This window comes from Enterobacter quasiroggenkampii (assembly GCF_043972695.1).
Lineage (GTDB): Bacteria > Pseudomonadota > Gammaproteobacteria > Enterobacterales > Enterobacteriaceae > Enterobacter > Enterobacter quasiroggenkampii.
Genome location: NZ_CP143745.1, coordinates 65,021 through 82,838, shown reverse-complemented (window position 1 = coordinate 82,838; position 17,818 = coordinate 65,021). Strand labels below are relative to the sequence as shown.

The following is a 17,818-nucleotide window of genomic DNA, read 5'->3' as shown; positions in this document are numbered from 1 at the left end:
GGTTTTCATGGCTGTCGCTGCCAACAAACGTTCGGTAATGACGCTGTTTTCTGGTCCTACTGACATTTATAGCCATCAGGTTCGTATCGTGCTGGCCGAGAAGGGTGTCAGTTTTGAGATCGAGCATGTGGAAAAGGATAACCCGCCTCAGGATCTGATCGATCTCAACCCGAGCCAAAGCGTACCGACGCTGGTGGATCGCGAGCTGACCCTGTGGGAATCCCGTATCATTATGGAATATCTGGATGAGCGTTTCCCACATCCGCCGCTGATGCCTGTTTACCCTGTTGCGCGTGGTGAAAGCCGCCTGTACATGCAGCGTATCGAGAAAGACTGGTATTCGCTGATGAACGTGATTACCAGCGGATCCGCTGCCGAAGCCGACGCTGCGCGTAAGCAACTGCGTGAAGAACTGCTGGCAATCGCCCCGGTGTTTGGTCAGAAGCCGTTCTTCCTGAGCGATGAGTTCAGCCTGGTAGACTGCTACCTGGCACCGCTGCTGTGGCGTCTGCCAACCCTGGGCGTAGAGTTCAGCGGTCCTGGCGCGAAAGAGCTGAAAGGCTACATGACTCGCGTATTCGAACGCGACTCTTTCCTGGCATCTTTAACTGAACCGGAACGTGAAATGCGTCTCGGCCGAGGCTAATGACTGTGGAAATGTCACAACTTACCCCACGCCGTCCGTATCTGCTGCGCGCCTTCTATGAATGGCTGCTGGATAACCAGCTCACGCCGCACCTGGTTGTGGATGTGACGTTGCCGGGCGTGCTGGTTCCAATGGAATACGCACGTGACGGACAGATCGTACTGAACATCGCCCCGCGCGCGGTGGGTAACCTGGAACTGGCGAACGATGAAGTGCGCTTCAACGCGCGTTTCGGCGGCGTACCGCGTCAGGTTTCCGTGCCGCTGGCCGCTGTGCTGGCTATCTACGCCCGTGAAAACGGGGCGGGTACTATGTTTGAGCCGGAAGCGGCGTATGATGAAGAGGTTGCCAGCCTGAATGATGACAATGCATCTGATGAGCGCGAAAGCGACACGGTGATGTCACTTATCGATGGCGACAAACCCGATCATCACGACGACAATGACCCTGATGACGATCCGCCTCCGCGCGGTGGTCGCCCGGCGCTACGCGTCGTCAAATAAATCCCTTTGTCGTCCGTTTATAAAAGCCAGTGATTCACTGGCTTTTTTCTTTATATCCATCAACCGCTGCAACATTTTTAAATAAGCATTGTTTATATCTCTTATTTCTTTATTGTCTGGTTAATAATTAACTAGATTTATAAATGGTGTGAATCAATGAGGTGTAAAGTAATATCAAAGCGCTAAGAAAAGTAAAGTTAAATTCAGAGTAGTATTCTTTTTTTGATGTTAATCTCTTTTTTAAATGGGTAATTCCTTAATAAATTAAGGAAAAGATCAGTTTTTCGTTATCCTTAATCGAATCGTTAATTTTGCTAAATTGCATGTATTTATAAAAACAATACTATGTGCACATGCTGACAAGCATGACGACAATCAGTAACTGGTAAAGGTATTTATCATTACTGGATTAAATATTGCAATTACTCATATGTTAAGGATTAACAAGTGAAAAAAGTTTTACTCGCGACTGCGCTTTCTCTGTGTGTGACATCAGCATTTGCTGCAGACCCTTCAGCGGTACTGAAGGTTAAAGGTACGCTGACCAATGCAGCATGTACACCCGTTCTGAGCAACGGTGGTACTGTTGACTACGGTACAATTAACCTGGGCGATCTGAGTGCGACTGCAACTAACCAGTTGGGCCAGAAAAATATCGACCTGACCATTAACTGCACCGCGGCAACAAAAGTGTCCTGGAATATGGTTGACGACCGCGTGGATTCTAACGCGAACCTGACGGTAACAAACGGTCAGTTTGGTGGTGGCTCTCAAGGTAGCGGCACTGGCCAAACTTACGGTGTGGGCAAAACCGAAGGTGGCGTTAACATCGGTACTTACGCTATGTTTGTTAAAGCAGACAGCGTAACGGCTGATGGTGCTGCGGCAGATCCAATCTATCAGCAGAACGCAACGGGTAACTGGACCAAAACCACCAATGGTTCTACTCAGGGCAGCCATATTCGTGACTTCACCGTCGCGTCTACGGGTACTCTGGACCCGCTGGCTTTCCAGACTGCGACCTTCCCACTGGTGACCTCACTGGCTGTTCAGAACACCGCAACTCTGGCGATTACCGATGATACTCAGCTTGACGGTCAGTTGACCATCAGCCTGCGTTATCTGTAAGACTTTATTGAGTAAAAGTAATTTTAAAATAATCCAGAGAGTGAATGTTCTGCATTTACTCTCTTTTTAACAGCGCGATAAACATGGAATGTTCTGTTGGGCTATCAAGGAGATAATATTATGCAATGCGTAAAATCGAATATATTTAAAACACTTTTCACCCTCGCTTTATTTTCTACCCATTTTGCAGTACATGCAGAAGGTATGGTGCCGGAAACCAGCCTGCTGATTATTGATGAAGCCACGCACAGCGGTACCATCAACGTAAAAAATACGGATTCACATCCATCCCTTTTATATACAAACGTGGTTGACCTGCCGGATGATCAGGGGCTTAAGCTGATCGTCACGCAGCCTGTAGTTCGCCTTGAACCCGGTCAAACGCAGCAGCTTCGTTTTATTTTGCAAAGCAAGCAACCGCTGGACGTTGAGCATTTCAAACGCGTAACGTTTGACGGCATTCCGCCAAAAAATGACGATAAAAAAATTAAAATTGGTATTAACATCCGCCAGGATATTCCAGTGCTAATACGCCCGGCTACGCTGGGGGTTGTGACGGACGCATGGAAATACCTCAAATGGTCAACCGTCGGGTCGTCTGTAAAAGTCACCAACCCAAGTAAGTACGTTGTCCGTCTGGCGCAAAAAGTCGTATTACAGCCTTCAGGCGCAAACGCCACGCTTTCCAAAACTTACCTTCTGCCAGGTGAGACGATGACGGCTGCGTTGAATAAAACAACCAGTGGTGACAGCCACGTTAAATTTTTCCCGGCCAGCCGCTATGGCGTTGAAGTGCCGAGCTTTACCTCTGAATTAAATAAATAAAATAGGGATAAAACGGTGAATAAAAAAAGCCGTATTGCACTTTGTGTCCGCGCAGTTCTCTGCGGCACCTTGCCTCTGATGATATTTGACTCCGCTTCCGTACTCGCAAGGGAAGTGACGTTTGATACGGGAGTAATGAAAACGCTGGGGTTAACGAGCGATTTGAACCATTACTTCGCTGAAGCACCGCGTTTTCTGCCCGGAACCCATTCCGTGAACGTCAAAGTGAATGGTGAAGATCGCGGCATGGCCGCCGTCCGTTTCGATAAGGGCGGCGTGCTGTGTTTTGATAACGATCTGCTTGATTTCGCCGGTCTTATGCCGGTTCCGCTGAAGGCAGGCGAGGCGTGCCATGACATCCGTGACGATTACCCGAAAGCGGTAATCAACGCGTTGCCAAACCAGGAAGCCGTTGAGTTATACCTGCCGCCTGAAGCGGTAAACAGCCTGTCGTCGGATATCCGAAACTTCCAGCACGGCGGTGCCGCCGGGATGCTCAACTATTCGCTATTCAGCACCCGTAACGAATATGGCGGTAGCGACAATTCCCGCTACTCGCAGGCCAATCTGGAAGCGGGTTTCAACGCTTTTGACTGGTCGCTTCGCAGTAATTACATCCTGACGGATGACAATGGCAAGAAAAATGCCGACAGCATTTACACCTATGCGGAGCATGTTTTTGTCCCGCAGAAGTTAACCATGCAGGTCGGTGAAATTAACGCCATGTCGAATGTGCTGAGCGGCATACCCATTACCGGCATCCAGCTTATGCCGACCAACGGGCTGACAAGAGACGGTAGCGGCGTCAGCGTGTCCGGCATTGCCCGTTCTTCCCAGGCTCGCGTGGAGATTCGCCAGAATAATCAGCTGATTTTCAGTACGCTCGTGCCCGCGGGGCCATTTACGCTGGATGACGTCCCGATTGCGCGTAACAACGTCGATTTGGACGTTTCCGTCGTGGAGTCTGACGGCTCAACGAATCACTTTATTGTTCCTGCAGCCGCCGTGAAGCAGCGCAACCTTTCACGCCCGCAGGGGCTTACCGTGTCAGCGGGTCAGGTGCGCAGCATCGACAGCGACTACAGCGATCCGCTGGTGATGAACGTGTCCGACGGCTGGCGCATTTTCCCGTGGATGAATCTTCTGGCCTCCGGTACTGCCGCTCAGGATTATCAGGCGGCTGGTGGTCGCACCGATTTTCTGATCAACGACCTCTGGTCTGTTTCCACGACGGTTGCGGCAAGCCAGGAATCGTTTGGTGACAGCAACAGTGGCCTTAAAACCGAGCTGGGAAGCGACCTTACGCTTTCCTCCCATGTCTCGCTTTCCACCAGCGCGACGCACTACAGCGGCGGCTATCGTGAGATGGCAGAAGCAATGGACGACGATTACCAGGGATACGATAACGCCTATTCCGGCAGCGTACATTTTTCATCCGATCTGGCAGGCGTTTTCTCAGCAGGCTTCAACTACAACCAGAGCAGCGGGGACTATGAAGATTCCCGCTATCTGCTTCTGTCGTGGGGTAAGACGTTCAAATATGCCAGCGTGACTGCCAACTGGCAAAGCGCTGTGGGCAACGTCGATGACGACCAGGATGATGAAATGCTGTACATCAACGTCAGCATTCCGTTGAGTCCAGGGCAATCTTTGAGCACCTACATGCGCAAGCAGGGCGACAATACCACTTACGGTGTCGCCAACAGCGGCTCGCTGGGCGACAACACGCACTACTATATCGCCGCGGATCGTGACCAGTCCTCCAGTGATAATAGCTTCAACGGTAACATTAACACCAACCTGCACTATACCCAGCTGAGCGTGGGTGGCGGCACCAGCGGTGATAATCAGCGTAACTATAACGCCACCCTGGCGGGCGGCATCGCTATGCACAAAAATGGCGTGACGTTCTCGCCGTATGCGATTCGCGATACCTTTGCCATTGCCAGACTGAGCGAGAAGAAAAGCGGGGTAGAAATCGCCACGCCACAGGGTACGGTCTGGACCGATGCCTGGGGACAGGCGGTCGTACCTTCGCTAAACGAGTGGCGCAATTCGCGTATTGAAGTGGATGCCAACAAGCTGCCGCAGAATATGACGCTGGCAAACGGCACCCGATACATCGCCGCAGGTCACGCTTCAGTCAGCGAGCTTGACTTCAGGGTGCTAAACAGCCGTCGAGTGATGCTGCGTATGAAGCAAGCCGATGGTCAGCCGCTGAAAAAAGGGCTGACGGTCGTGGATGAGAAGGGCAACTACATTGTTACGGTCGTTGATGATGGTCATGTCTTTATCAACGATGCGGATCAGCTATCGGCGCTCTACGCCATGGATGCCAACAACAATCGTCTGTGCAAACTCGATTTCGCTCTTCCAGAGAAACGCGATGAAGATGCCTTCTATGAAGAAGTAAACGGAGTATGCCGATGAATTATCAACAAACAGTTGGATTAACCGCGCTGGGGATACTTTTCTTCGCGGCGACTGCACATGCGGAAGATTGCCAAATAACGCTCTCGCAGCCGGTGGTGGATTACCACGAAATGCGTCGAGATAATATCGATAAAACCCAGCAGAACTGGCACAAAATGGCGGACCGTACCCTCAACGTTAACGTTTACTGTCCGCAGCCGCAGCAAATGGCGGTGTTGCTGCAGGGGACGGCAGGCGATAAAGGGCGCTTCACATTCGGCCAGTCTGGCGGAATGGCGGTGAAAATCGATGAGATGACCGTTGACGGTAAAAATTATACCGTCGGTAAAACGGTCGACCAGCTCAATTTTACTCCGCAAAGCGGCACGCCTTCGCCGTTTTATGTGCGTAATAATGAAGCGGTTATTGCGGTTGATAATAATCAGGTGCCTTCAGGCCAGCAGATGAATTTCCGGGTGACGCTATCACCCGTGCTGGATGACAATGCGTTTAGCCGCATCACCGATCAAACCGCACTGGAAAGTGATTTAACCTGGACCCTGCTGACGAAGTAGCGGTTCGGGTATTAAATAAAAATAATGAAGAGAAAATAAGCTTCATTATTTTTGTCGTCGATGAAATGAATATTTTTATCCTTTCTGATAAGTGAATGCGCTGGGAGGAAAGATATATATTCATTTAACGGCATGAATGCCGTAATTGGTTTGTTATAAATAGATTAAACGTTAAGGATTAACGAATGAAAAAAGTATGGCTTGCAACTGTTCTGTCTCTTTGTGTCTCTTCTGCATTTGCAGCTGACCCGAGCGCCGTTTTGAAGTTAAAAGGTACGTTAACTAATGCGTCCTGTACCCCAACGCTGAGCGGCGGCGGCACCATTGACTACGGCACCGTCAATCTGGGCTCGCTGAGCGCCACTGCAGTTAACCAACTGGGACAAAAAGACTTCTCCCTGACGATTAGCTGCCAGGCGCCTATCAAAGTGGGCTTTAGCGTGAATGATGACCGTAGCGGCACGGCGGCGAATGTGGTCGTTAAAAACGGTACCGTAGCCGGTGTTGACGTCCTCCAGCCGGTAAACCTGTTTGGCGTAAACACCACGGCAGGCAACGTGAAGATTGGTAACTACAGCATGTTTGTTAAAACCGACAGCGTAACGGCAGATGGTAATGCAGTCGGAGTGACCTACAGCTCAGATAATGGAACGTCCTGGTCTAACGTGGGTTCGCTGATGCAGAATAACGCCAGTGAAATTGTGACTGTTGCAACCTCCGGAGAAACGGCACCACTGGCCTTTACTCAGGCCGTTGTACCAATGGCTATTTCGCTTGCGATTCAGGACACCACGACGCTGGCAATTACCGATGATACCAGTATTGATGGACAGGCAACCTTCACGCTGAAATATCTGTAATTTATTTTTTAATTACGCTTTATTTAGCAAAGGGAATAAACCGGAAGGTTTATTCCCTTTTTTCTTACACTTCCAGGTAATTCAGTATCCCGTCAGCCGCCTTGCGGCCTTCGGCAATCGCCGTCACTACCAGGTCGGAACCGCGAACGATATCGCCACCGGCGAAGATTTTCGGGTTGCTGGTCTGGAACGCGTTATCGCTACCTTCTGGCGCAATAATACGGCCCTGTGAATCCAGCTCAACGCTGTGCTTCGCCAGCCATTCCATGCTGTGAGGACGGAAACCGAACGCCATCACCACGGCGTCGGCCGGGATCACGTGTTCAGAACCGGCCACGATCTCCGCGCGACGACGGCCTTTCGCATCCGGTGCGCCCATCTCGGTACGCGCCATCTTCACGCCGCTCACTTTACCGTTGGCATTCACTTCAATACCCAGAGGCTGGATGTTGAACTGGAACTCCACGCCCTCTTCACGCGCGTTTTTCACTTCGCGCTTGGAGCCCGGCATGTTCTCTTCGTCACGACGGTAGGCGCAGATTACGTGTGCCGCATTCTGACGAATGGAGGTACGCACGCAGTCCATCGCGGTATCACCGCCGCCCAGCACCACCACGCGTTTGCCTTCCATGCTGACGAAAGGCTCATCGGCGGTTTCGCCGTAGCCCATGATCTGCTTGGTGTTGGCAATCAGGAACGGCAGCGCGTCGTACACGCCCGGCGCGTCTTCGTTCTCCAGACCACCACGCATGGACTGATAGGTGCCCACGCCCAGGAACACGGCGTCGTAATCCTTCAGCAGGTCGTCGAGCTGCACGTCGCGGCCCACTTCCACGTTCAGTTTGAACTCAATGCCCATGCCGGTGAAGATTTCGCGGCGACGGGTCATGACCTCTTTTTCCAGCTTGAAGGCCGGGATACCGAAGGTCAGCAGGCCGCCGATCTCCGGATGACGGTCAAAGACCACCGCCTTCACGCCGTTGCGGGTCAGCACGTCCGCACAGGCCAGGCCCGCCGGGCCCGCGCCGATGATCGCCACGCGCTTGTCGGTTTGCTTCACGCCGGTCATGTCCGGACGCCAGCCCATCTCAAAGGCTTTATCGTTGATGTAGCGCTCGATGTTGCCGATGGTCACCGCGCCGAACTCGTCGTTCAGCGTACAGGAACCTTCGCACAGACGGTCCTGAGGACACACGCGGCCGCACACTTCCGGCAGGGTGTTGGTCTGGTGAGAGAGCTCGGCGGCTTCAAAAATACGTCCTTCGTTGGCCAGCTTCAGCCAGTTCGGGATGTAGTTATGTACCGGACATTTCCATTCGCAGTAAGGGTTACCGCAGGACAGGCAGCGGTCTGCCTGTGCTTTGGCCTGGCCTTCTGAAAACGGCTCGTAGATTTCAACAAATTCAATTTTACGGATCTTCAGCGGTTTCTTTGGCGGATCAACACGCTGCAGGTCGATAAACTGGTATACGTTCTGGCTCATCTGAATTCCTTACTGCGCCTGCACGCGCAGCTCTGCTGCGCTACGACTACGGTGACCCAACAGGGCTTTAACATCGCTGGACTTCGGCTTAACCAGCGCGAATTTCGCAGAGAACGCCGGCCAGTTCGCCAGGATCTCTTCGCCGCGCGAAGAACCGGTATGCTGCACGTGTTCGGTAATCAAACCGCGCAGATGTTCTTCGTGGATAGCCAGCGTGTCAACGTCCAGCACTTCCACCAGCTCCGGGTTCACGCGTTTGCGGAACTCACCGTCTTCATCCAGGACGTAGGCAAAACCACCCGTCATGCCTGCGCCGAAGTTCACGCCGGTTTTACCCAGAACGCAAACAATCCCGCCCGTCATGTATTCACAACCGTTATCGCCAATGCCTTCCACCACGGTGATGGCACCGGAGTTACGCACCGCAAAACGCTCGCCCGCACGACCTGCTGCGAACAGACGACCGCCGGTCGCGCCGTACAGGCAGGTGTTACCGATAATGCTGGCTTCATGGCTGCGGAAGGCTGAGCCGACAGGAGGACGCACCGCCAGCAGACCACCCGCCATGCCTTTGCCGACGTAGTCGTTGGCATCGCCGGTCAGATACAGCTCAACGCCGCCTGCGTTCCACACGCCGAAGCTCTGACCCGCGGTACCGCTGAAGTGCGCGGTAATCGGATCGGCCGCCAGCCCCTGGTCACCGTGCGTTTGCGCGATGTAACCGGAGAGGGAGGCACCCACGGAACGGTCGGTGTTGCGGATATCAAACCAGAACGTTTTGCTCTGCTTGTCGTCCACATACGGCTTCGCCTGCTGCAACAGCTGCGCGTTCAGCACGCCGTTATCGAACGGCGGGTTGTTCTCGGTGCAGTAGACCGCTTTGCCAGGGTGCGGCTGCGCGGTTTCCAGCAGCTTGCTCAACTCCAGCTTCTGCTGCTTGGCGGTGAAGCCTTCCAGCTCTTTCAGCAGATCGGTGCGGCCAATCAGGTCTACCAGACGCTTCACGCCCAGCTGCGCCATCAGCTCGCGGGTTTCGCGGGCAATGAACTCAAAGTAGTTGGTCACTTTGAACGGCAGGCCGTGATAGTGGTTCTTACGCAGCTTCTCGTCCTGGGTTGCAACGCCGGTTGCGCAGTTGTTCAGGTGGCAAATACGCAGGTATTTACAGCCCAGCGCGACCATTGGACCGGTACCGAAACCGAAGCTTTCCGCACCGAGGATCGCCGCCTTGATGATGTCGAGGCCGGTTTTCAGACCGCCATCCACCTGCAGACGGATCTTATGACGCAGACCGTTAGCCACCAGCGCCTGCTGGGTTTCCACCAGGCCAAGCTCCCACGGACAGCCTGCATATTTCACGGAGGAGAGCGGGCTTGCACCGGTACCGCCGTCATAACCCGCGATGGTGATAAGGTCCGCATAGGCCTTCGCCACGCCGGTCGCGATGGTGCCGACGCCCGGTTCGGAAACCAGCTTCACGGAGATCATCGCCTTCGGGTTGACCTGCTTCAGGTCGAAAATCAGCTGCGCCAGGTCCTCGATAGAGTAGATATCGTGGTGCGGCGGCGGGGAGATCAGCGTCACGCCCGGTACCGAGTAGCGCAGTTTGGCGATGTACGGCGTGACTTTATCACCCGGTAACTGACCGCCTTCGCCCGGTTTCGCACCCTGAGCGACCTTAATCTGAATCACGTCGGCGTTGACCAGGTACGCTGGCGTCACGCCAAAGCGGCCGGATGCCACTTGCTTGATACGAGACACCTTGTTGGTGCCGTAGCGCGCCGGATCTTCACCGCCTTCGCCGGAGTTAGAGTTGCCGCCGATGCTGTTCATGGCTTCCGCCAGCGCTTCGTGGGCTTCCGGGCTCAGGGCGCCGATGGACATCGCCGCGGTATCGAAGCGTTTGAACAGTTCGGATGCTGGCTCAACGTCGTCAATGCTGACCGCTTCATCACCCGGATTCAGGGCAATGAGGTCGCGCAGCGTTGCCGCCGGACGGTTGTTCACCAGCTCAGCGTACTGCTGATAATCACGGTATTCGCCGCTCTGAACCGCCTGCTGCAGCGTGCGCACCACGTCCGGGTTGTAGGCGTGGTATTCGCCGCCGTGAACGTATTTCAGCAGACCGCCCTGATCCAGCGGCTTACGTGCCAGCCAGGCGCGTTTGGACAGGTTCACCAGATCCTGCTGGAAGTCAGCAAAACCGGCGCCGCCGATGCGGCTGACCACGCCCTGGAAGCAGAGGTTGGCGACCTCGTCATGCAGGCCGACCGCTTCAAACAGCTTCGAGCAGCGGTAGGAGGCAATGGTCGAGATGCCCATTTTGGACATGATCTTGTACAGACCTTTGTTGATGCCGTTACGGTAGTTCAGCATCACCGCGCGGTAATCTTTGTCGATCGCGCGGGTATCTACCAGACGGGCCAGCGTTTCGTAGGCCAGGTACGGATAGATCGCCGTCGCGCCAAAGCCCAGCAGCACGGCAAAGTGGTGCGGATCGCGCGCGCTTGCGGTTTCAACAATGATGTTGGCGTCGCAGCGCAGGCTCTTATCGACCAGACGCGTCTGGATAGCGCCCACTGCCATCGGGGCCGGTACCGGCAGACGGTTTTTCGCGATGTTGCGGTCGGACAATACCAGCAGCACGGTACCGTTACGCACCATCTGTTCGGCTTTGTCACACAGCGCATTCACCGTCTCTTCGAGGCTCGCCTCGTTCACGTCGAAGGTAATGTCGAGCGTGTCGGCGCGGTAGTGCTCCTCTTTCATAGTGGTGAGCTGTTTGAAATCGGAGTACAGCAGGATCGGCGATTTAAAGGTCAGACGGTGCGCCTGGCCTTCGGCCTCGCAGAAGACGTTCATCTCGCGACCAATGCTGGTGGCCAGCGACATCACGTGTGCTTCACGCAGTGGATCGATTGGCGGGTTAGTCACCTGCGCAAACTGCTGACGGAAGTAGTCATAGATGATGCGCGGCTGGCTGGAGAGCACGGCAAACGGGGTATCGTCACCCATCGAGCCGACCGCTTCCTGGCCGTTTTCACCGAGCACGCGGATGACGGAGTCCAGCTCTTCCGCGCTGTAGTTAAATTGCTTCTGGTAGCTGGCGAGGGTGTCATCGTCCAGCTCGCGGCTGCCCACTTCTTCGTCCGACAGATCTTCAAACGGCACCAGACGACGCACGTTTTTCTCCATCCACTCTTTGTACGGGTGGCGGCTCTTCAGATCGTTGTCGGTTTCGGCAGAGTGCAGGATGCGCCCACCGCGGGTGTCGATCACCATCAGCTCGCCCGGACCGACGCGGCCTTTCTCGACCACTTCGTCTGGCTGGTAATCCCAGATGCCGACTTCAGAGGCGCAGGTGATGAGCTTGTCTTTGGTGATGACGTAGCGCGCCGGACGCAGGCCGTTCCGGTCCAGGTTACAGGCGGCAAAACGACCGTCGGACATGACGATGCCCGCCGGACCGTCCCACGGCTCCATGTGCATGGAGTTAAAGTCGAAGAACGCGCGCAGCTCAGGATCCATATCCGGGTTGTTCTGCCAGGCCGGTGGCACGAGCAGACGCATAGCACGCACGATATCCATCCCGCCCGCCAGCAGCAGTTCCAGCATGTTATCCATTGAGCTGGAGTCCGAGCCGGTTTCGTTCACGAACGGCGCGGCATCGTGCAGATCGGGGATCAGCGGCGTCTGGAATTTATAGGTACGGGCGCGGGCCCACTGGCGGTTACCGGTGATGGTGTTGATCTCGCCGTTGTGCGCCAGGTAGCGGAACGGCTGAGCCAGCGGCCAGCGTGGTACGGTGTTGGTGGAGAAGCGCTGGTGGAACAGGCAAATGGCCGATTCCAGACGCAGGTCCGCCAGGTCCAGGTAGAAGCGCGGCAGGTCAGCCGGCATACACAGACCTTTATAGATGTTCACCAGGTTAGAGAGGCTACAGACGTAGAACTCTTTATCGTCCTGGAGACGTTTTTCAATGCGGCGACGGGCAATAAACAGACGGCGTTCCATATCACGCGGACGCCAGCCCGCAGGCGCGTTGACGAAAATCTGTTCAATACGAGGCAGCGAGGAGAGGGCGATTTCACCGAGCACCCCTTCGTTGGTTGGCACATCGCGCCAGCCGACAATCGACAGGGTTTCACGCTGAAGTTCTTCTTCGACGATGCGGCGTGAGGCGGCAGCCTTTTCAGGATCCTGATTCAGGAACAGCATGCCGACAGCGTAGTTTTTGGCTAAACGCCAGCCGCGCTCTTCCGCCACGATGCGGAAGAAACGATCCGGTTTTTGCAGCAGCAGGCCGCAACCGTCGCCGGTTTTACCATCGGCAAGGATGGCGCCACGGTGCTGCATACGGGCCAGTGCGTGAATAGCAGTACGCACTACCTTGTGGCTAGGTTCGCCTTCTATGTGGGCGATCAGGCCGAAACCACAGTTATCCTTCTCAAGGGATTTATCGTACAACATATCAGTGAACCTCCCCAGGCTCGTCGGGCTTCCCACTGAACTTTACCGTGGCGCACAGGCACAGAAAGAGCATGGCGACGGGGTTTGCGTTTCATACGCGGACCTCGCATTCGCCCTCTTTTTCATCCTTTCGCGCAGGTAAACAAGTTTGAGGACTTGCTTCAGAGGGAATCTCAATTACTGCATAAATATGATGAGCAGGCCGCTCATCCAGAAAGCTTCCAGCGGATTTCCAACTTATCGGGAATTGGTACACAGGTCAAATGGCAATCTTATTTATACAAAAATGTGCTAAAGAGAGATTATCTAATTGTATTTAAAGGTTATTTAACTAGTTTTACATTGATTGAATGCCCTGAAAGAGCGCAGCGGAGTGTGATCTGACTCACTATATGAAAGCGGTATTATCAATGTAGCGTGCTGAATAGCGGTTTTATAGCAGAATAATAATCTGGCATTGTCTGCAAACCCGCATAAACACACTGTTTTTCAGTGCTGGCGCTATAAATGAAAAAAACAATCAGAACATAAGGAAAAGTAATCACGTACGGCGTGAATGAAATTGCAGTAATCCTGAGTATTTATTCATATAGATAAAGGCCGTCCAGGGCGATTGATCCAGGTCATCGCCGACAGAGGCTAAAAATGGCAGGCTTGTCCCCTTTCTCCGGGACGGTCTATCAGATTATGCAGTTACAGAAATTAGTCAATATGTTTGGTGGGGATCTTTTGCAGCGGTACGGGCAAAAGGTTCATAAGCTGACGCTGCACGGCGGGTTTAGCTGCCCGAATCGCGACGGCACCATCGGGCGCGGCGGCTGCACCTTCTGTAACGTCGCGTCGTTTGCCAATGAAGCGCAGCAGCACCATTCTATCGCTGAGCAGCTTGCCCACCAGGCCAGCCTGGTGAACCGCGCGAAGCAGTATCTGGCCTATTTTCAGGCTTATACCAGCACGTGGGCGGAGGTGCAGGTACTGCGTTCGATGTATCAGCAGGCCGTCAGCCAGGCCAGTATCGTTGGGCTGTGCGTGGGAACGCGCCCGGACTGCGTACCGGACGCGGTGCTGGACCTGCTCAGCGAGTACAAAGAACAAGGCTACGAGATCTGGCTGGAGCTGGGCTTGCAAACGGCACATGACAAAACGCTGCACCGCATTAACCGTGGGCATGATTTTGCCTGCTACCAGCGCACCACGCGCCTGGCCCGCGAGCGCGGGCTGAAGGTCTGTTCGCACCTGATTGTTGGGTTACCCGGCGAAGGTCAACAGCATGGCCTTGAAACGCTGGAAAGGGTCGTTGAAACCGGCGTGGACGGCATCAAGCTGCATCCGCTGCATATCGTGAAAGGCAGCATTATGGCGAAAGCCTGGGAGGCCGGGCGGTTAAGCGGTATCGAGCTTGAGGACTATACGGTGACGGCGGGGGAGATGATTCGCCACACGCCGCCGGAGATTGTCTACCACCGCATCTCGGCCAGCGCCCGCCGTCCAACGCTTCTGGCACCGCTGTGGTGTGAGAACCGCTGGACGGGGATGGTGGAAATCGACCGCTACCTGCAGAAGAATGGCGTACAGGGTTCGGCGCTGGGCCGCCCGTGGGTTCCGCGTCTACCGGCGACGGCCGCCTAACAAACTCCCCAGCATGCCGCGCACGATCTGATTGGTGACCTGTCGGGCTGCGCTTTTCGCCATGGTCTGCACCACGCCATCGCGCTTGCCGCCGCGCGGCCCGGTGCTGCCGAACAGGATGTCTTTGAGTCCACCGAGAATGCCGTCATCCACGGCGACTGATTGCCCTTTAGCGGCAGGTGCATCCTGCGATTCCGTTGTCGCCTGGACCCCTTTTTGCAGCATCTCGAACGCGGACTCGCGATCCACCTCGTCTTCGTATTTCCCGTAAACCGGAGAGTGCTTAATCAGGCCGTTGCGCTCATCGTCGGTCACCGGCCCCATGCGCGAGCAAGGGGCAATGACCATGGCGCGTTCCACCACGGACGGGCTGCCCTTCGCATCGAGGAACGAGATCAGCGCTTCACCGGTGCCTAACGCCTGAATGGCGGCTTCGGTATCAAAGGCCGGATTGGCGCGCATGGTTTGCGCGGCGGCTTTCACCGCTTTCTGATCTTTCGGCGTAAAGGCGCGCAGGGCATGCTGCACGCGGTTGCCGAGCTGCCCGAGCACGTTGTCGGGGATATCCGACGGGTTTTGCGAGACAAACCAGACGCCGACGCCTTTGGAGCGGATCAGGCGGATAACCTGTTCGATCTTATCCAGCAGTACCTGAGGTGCATCGTTAAACAGCAGATGCGCTTCGTCAAAGAAGAAGACCAGCTTCGGTTTTTCCAGATCGCCTGCTTCGGGTAATTGTTCATAGAGTTCGGAGAGCATCCACAGCAGGCTGGCGGCGTAGAGTTTCGGCATCTGGTAGAGCTTCTCTGAGCTCAGGATGTTAATAATGCCTTTGCCACTGCTGTCGGTGCGCATCCAGTCTTTGATATCCAGCATGGGTTCACCAAAGAAATGCTCAGCGCCCTGTTGCTCAAGCGTCAGTAGCCCACGCTGAATAGCGCCCACCGAGGCGCTGCTGATGTTGCCGTACTGGTTCTGGAAGGATTTGGCGTTATCGCCGATGTACTGCGTAATGGCGCGCAGATCTTTGAAATCAAGCAGCAGTAGCCCCTGGTCATCGGCAATGCGGAAGATAATATTCAGCACGCCGGACTGCACGTCGTTGAGGTTAAGCAGACGGGCCAGCAGCAGCGGGCCAAGATCGGAGACGGTGGCGCGTACCGGGTGGCCTTTTTCACCGAAGATGTCCCACACCACCACCGGGTTACCGTGGGGCGTCCAGTCCGTGATGCCAATATTCTTCAGCCGTTCGAGCAGTTTTTCAGAGGCCGTCCCTTCCTGAGCCACACCGGTTAAATCGCCTTTTACGTCAGCCATAAAGACCGGTACGCCAATCTCCGAAAGCGACTCCGCCAGCTTTTGCAGGGTGACGGTTTTCCCCGTCCCGGTCGCGCCGGTGATCAGACCGTGGCGGTTCGCCATCGCGGGCAGTAAATAGAGCTCTTTTTCCAGCGTCCGGGCAATTAACAATGGTGTACTCATGATGCGCTTCCTCTCTTAGTCCTGGGTGGAGTATAGGCAACCTGATAGCAATTTGGTTGAGTAAATTCCTGACTTTGCGGCGCATTATCCAGCGCGGACTATGCTTTTGCATACGGTTCACAAAATAGTGGGAAACTATGTCCAGATTCTTCTTTAACGATCGCAAACAGCTGGTCAACGATGCCATTGAAGGCATACTGCTTTCTGCGCCACATGCCAATCTCGTCAAGCTTGATATCGATCCGGCCATCAGGATCGTCGCACGCGGCGACTGGGACAAAAGCCGCGTGGCGGTGATCTCCGGCGGCGGCTCAGGCCACGAACCCGCACACGCCGGGTTTGTCGGCAAAGGGATGCTGACGGCGGCAGTGTGCGGCGATCTATTTGCCTCGCCGAGCGTAGATGCGGTGCTGAATGCCATTGTCGCGGTCACGGGCGATCGCGGCTGTCTGCTGATCGTCAAAAACTACACCGGCGACCGCCTGAACTTTGGCCTGGCGGCCGAAAAGGCCAAACGCTACGGCCTGAAGGTGGAGATGGTGATTGTGGCAGACGATATCGCGCTGCCGGATAACAAGCAGCCGCGCGGTATTGCCGGTACGGCACTGGTGCACAAGATTGCGGGCTATGCGGCGGAGCAGGGGAAATCGCTGAGCGAGGTGCGGGATATTGCGCAACAGGCCTGCGATAACCTCTGGAGCCTGGGCGTGGCGATGCAAACCTGCAACCTGCCGGGCAGCGACGATGAAGAGGGGCGCATTAAACAAGGCCATGTCGAGCTGGGCCTGGGCATTCACGGCGAGCCCGGGGCTTCCGTGGTGGATACGCAAAACAGCAAAGCCATTATCGACACTCTGGTGACGCCGTTAAGCGCGCAGGCGGGTAAGGGGCGTTTTGCGGTGCTGATTAACAATCTTGGCGGCGTATCGGCGCTGGAGATGGCGCTGCTGACCAAAGAGCTGGCGCATTCTGCGCTGAAAGAGAGTATCGCGTACCTGATTGGCCCTGCGCCGCTGGTCAGCGCGCTGGATATGAAAGGCTTTTCTCTGACGCTGCTGAAGCTCAAAGATTTCTTCGAAAAGGCGATTCACGCCGACGTCGAGACGCTGGGCTGGCAGAAGCCCGTCGCGTTTGCGCCACTGCGTACCGTGGCGCATAGCGCCATTCATGACCGTGTGGAGTATACCCCCTCTGACAATCCGCAGGTGCGTGCGTTTGTCTCCTCCGTGTCGACAACGCTGATCCAGCTGGAAAACCGCCTGAACGCGCTGGATGCCAAGGTGGGGGATGGCGATACCGGCTCAACCTTTGCGCAAGGGGCGCGGGATATTGCGCAGCGCCTGGAGGAGAACACGCTCCCGCTTAATGACGTGTCTGAGCTGCTGCTGCTGGTTGGCGAGCGGCTTGCTACGGTGATGGGCGGGTCGAGCGGGGTGCTGATGTCGATCTTCTTCACCGCGGCCGGGCAAAAGCTTCACGATGGTCAGACGCTCCCGGAGGCCTTGCTCAGTGGACTTGCGCAGATGAAGCAGTACGGCGGAGCGGATCTTGGCGATCGCACGCTGATCGATGCGCTGCAACCGGCGCTGGAGGCGTTACAGAAAGGCAATATTCAGGCGGCAGCGCAGGCCGCGCAGCAGGGCGCAGAAGCAACGTCGAAAATGGCGAAAGCCGGCGCGGGACGCTCGTCGTATGTCAATAAAGAGAACCTGGATGGGGTGATGGATCCGGGAGCGGTCGCGGTAGCGGAAGTATTTAACGTATTGGCGCAGCGGTGAAAGTAGGCCGGGTAAGGCGAAGCCATT

At 55.2% G+C, this 17,818-nt stretch carries 12 protein-coding genes; 9 read left to right on the top strand and 3 right to left on the bottom strand.

Annotation, left to right across the window (positions count from 1 at the left end; all coding sequences use genetic code 11):
• The first annotated feature begins 7 nt into the window (after positions 1–7).
• From sspA to V1572_RS00380, 7 genes are all read left to right on the top strand, one after another.
• Positions 8–646: a stringent starvation protein SspA gene (gene sspA / locus V1572_RS00410; RefSeq protein ID WP_025756674.1), complete on the top strand. Its 639-nt coding sequence runs from the start codon at positions 8–10 to the stop codon at positions 644–646.
• Between the two features lie 5 nt (positions 647–651).
• On the top strand, positions 652–1,149 hold the full coding sequence (gene sspB, locus V1572_RS00405; RefSeq protein ID WP_045355426.1) for a ClpXP protease specificity-enhancing factor: 498 nt from the start codon (positions 652–654) through the stop codon (positions 1,147–1,149).
• A 447-nt stretch (positions 1,150–1,596) separates the two neighbouring features.
• Positions 1,597–2,277: a DUF1120 domain-containing protein gene (locus tag V1572_RS00400; RefSeq protein WP_045910126.1), complete on the top strand. Its 681-nt coding sequence runs from the start codon at positions 1,597–1,599 to the stop codon at positions 2,275–2,277.
• A gap of 120 nt (positions 2,278–2,397) precedes the next feature.
• On the top strand, positions 2,398–3,102 hold the full coding sequence (locus V1572_RS00395) for a fimbria/pilus chaperone family protein (protein ID WP_045910125.1): 705 nt from the start codon (positions 2,398–2,400) through the stop codon (positions 3,100–3,102).
• A gap of 15 nt (positions 3,103–3,117) precedes the next feature.
• Positions 3,118–5,532 carry a fimbrial biogenesis outer membrane usher protein gene (locus V1572_RS00390; RefSeq protein ID WP_395299625.1) on the top strand — a complete coding sequence of 805 codons (2,415 nt, stop codon included), beginning with the start codon at positions 3,118–3,120 and terminating at the stop codon, positions 5,530–5,532.
• Entirely contained in the window at positions 5,529–6,089 is a 561-nt protein-coding gene (locus V1572_RS00385) for a hypothetical protein (RefSeq protein WP_048028813.1), read from the top strand. The genes V1572_RS00390 and V1572_RS00385 overlap by 4 nt, the downstream gene beginning before the upstream one ends.
• 185 nt (positions 6,090–6,274) lie before the next feature.
• A complete protein-coding gene (locus V1572_RS00380; protein ID WP_196365203.1) occupies positions 6,275–6,949 on the top strand; it encodes a DUF1120 domain-containing protein in 675 nt (224 codons plus the stop codon).
• A 64-nt stretch (positions 6,950–7,013) separates the two neighbouring features.
• Here the strand turns inward: V1572_RS00380 and gltD are convergent, their stop codons facing one another.
• Both gltD and gltB read right to left on the bottom strand, forming a co-directional pair.
• A complete protein-coding gene (gene gltD / locus V1572_RS00375; protein ID WP_014833470.1) occupies positions 7,014–8,432 on the bottom strand; it encodes a glutamate synthase subunit GltD in 1,419 nt (472 codons plus the stop codon).
• Positions 8,433–8,441: 9 nt separating this feature from the next.
• Entirely contained in the window at positions 8,442–12,902 is a 4,461-nt protein-coding gene (gene gltB / locus V1572_RS00370; protein ID WP_048225139.1) for a glutamate synthase large subunit, read from the bottom strand.
• A gap of 687 nt (positions 12,903–13,589) precedes the next feature.
• Between gltB and V1572_RS00365 the strand changes: the two genes are divergently transcribed.
• A complete protein-coding gene (locus V1572_RS00365; protein WP_395300008.1) occupies positions 13,590–14,531 on the top strand; it encodes a TIGR01212 family radical SAM protein in 942 nt (313 codons plus the stop codon).
• Here V1572_RS00365 and V1572_RS00360 read toward each other — a convergent pair.
• Positions 14,511–16,013: a helicase HerA-like C-terminal domain-containing protein gene (locus V1572_RS00360; protein ID WP_395299624.1), complete on the bottom strand. Its 1,503-nt coding sequence runs from the start codon at positions 16,011–16,013 to the stop codon at positions 14,511–14,513. The genes V1572_RS00365 and V1572_RS00360 overlap by 21 nt on opposite strands.
• A gap of 137 nt (positions 16,014–16,150) precedes the next feature.
• Here V1572_RS00360 and V1572_RS00355 point away from each other — a divergent pair, with 137 nt between their 5' ends.
• The gene (locus tag V1572_RS00355; protein ID WP_395299623.1) at positions 16,151–17,791 is read left to right on the top strand and encodes a dihydroxyacetone kinase subunit DhaK; all 1,641 of its coding nucleotides are present in this window, start codon (positions 16,151–16,153) and stop codon (positions 17,789–17,791) included.
• Positions 17,792–17,818 lie beyond the last annotated feature (27 nt).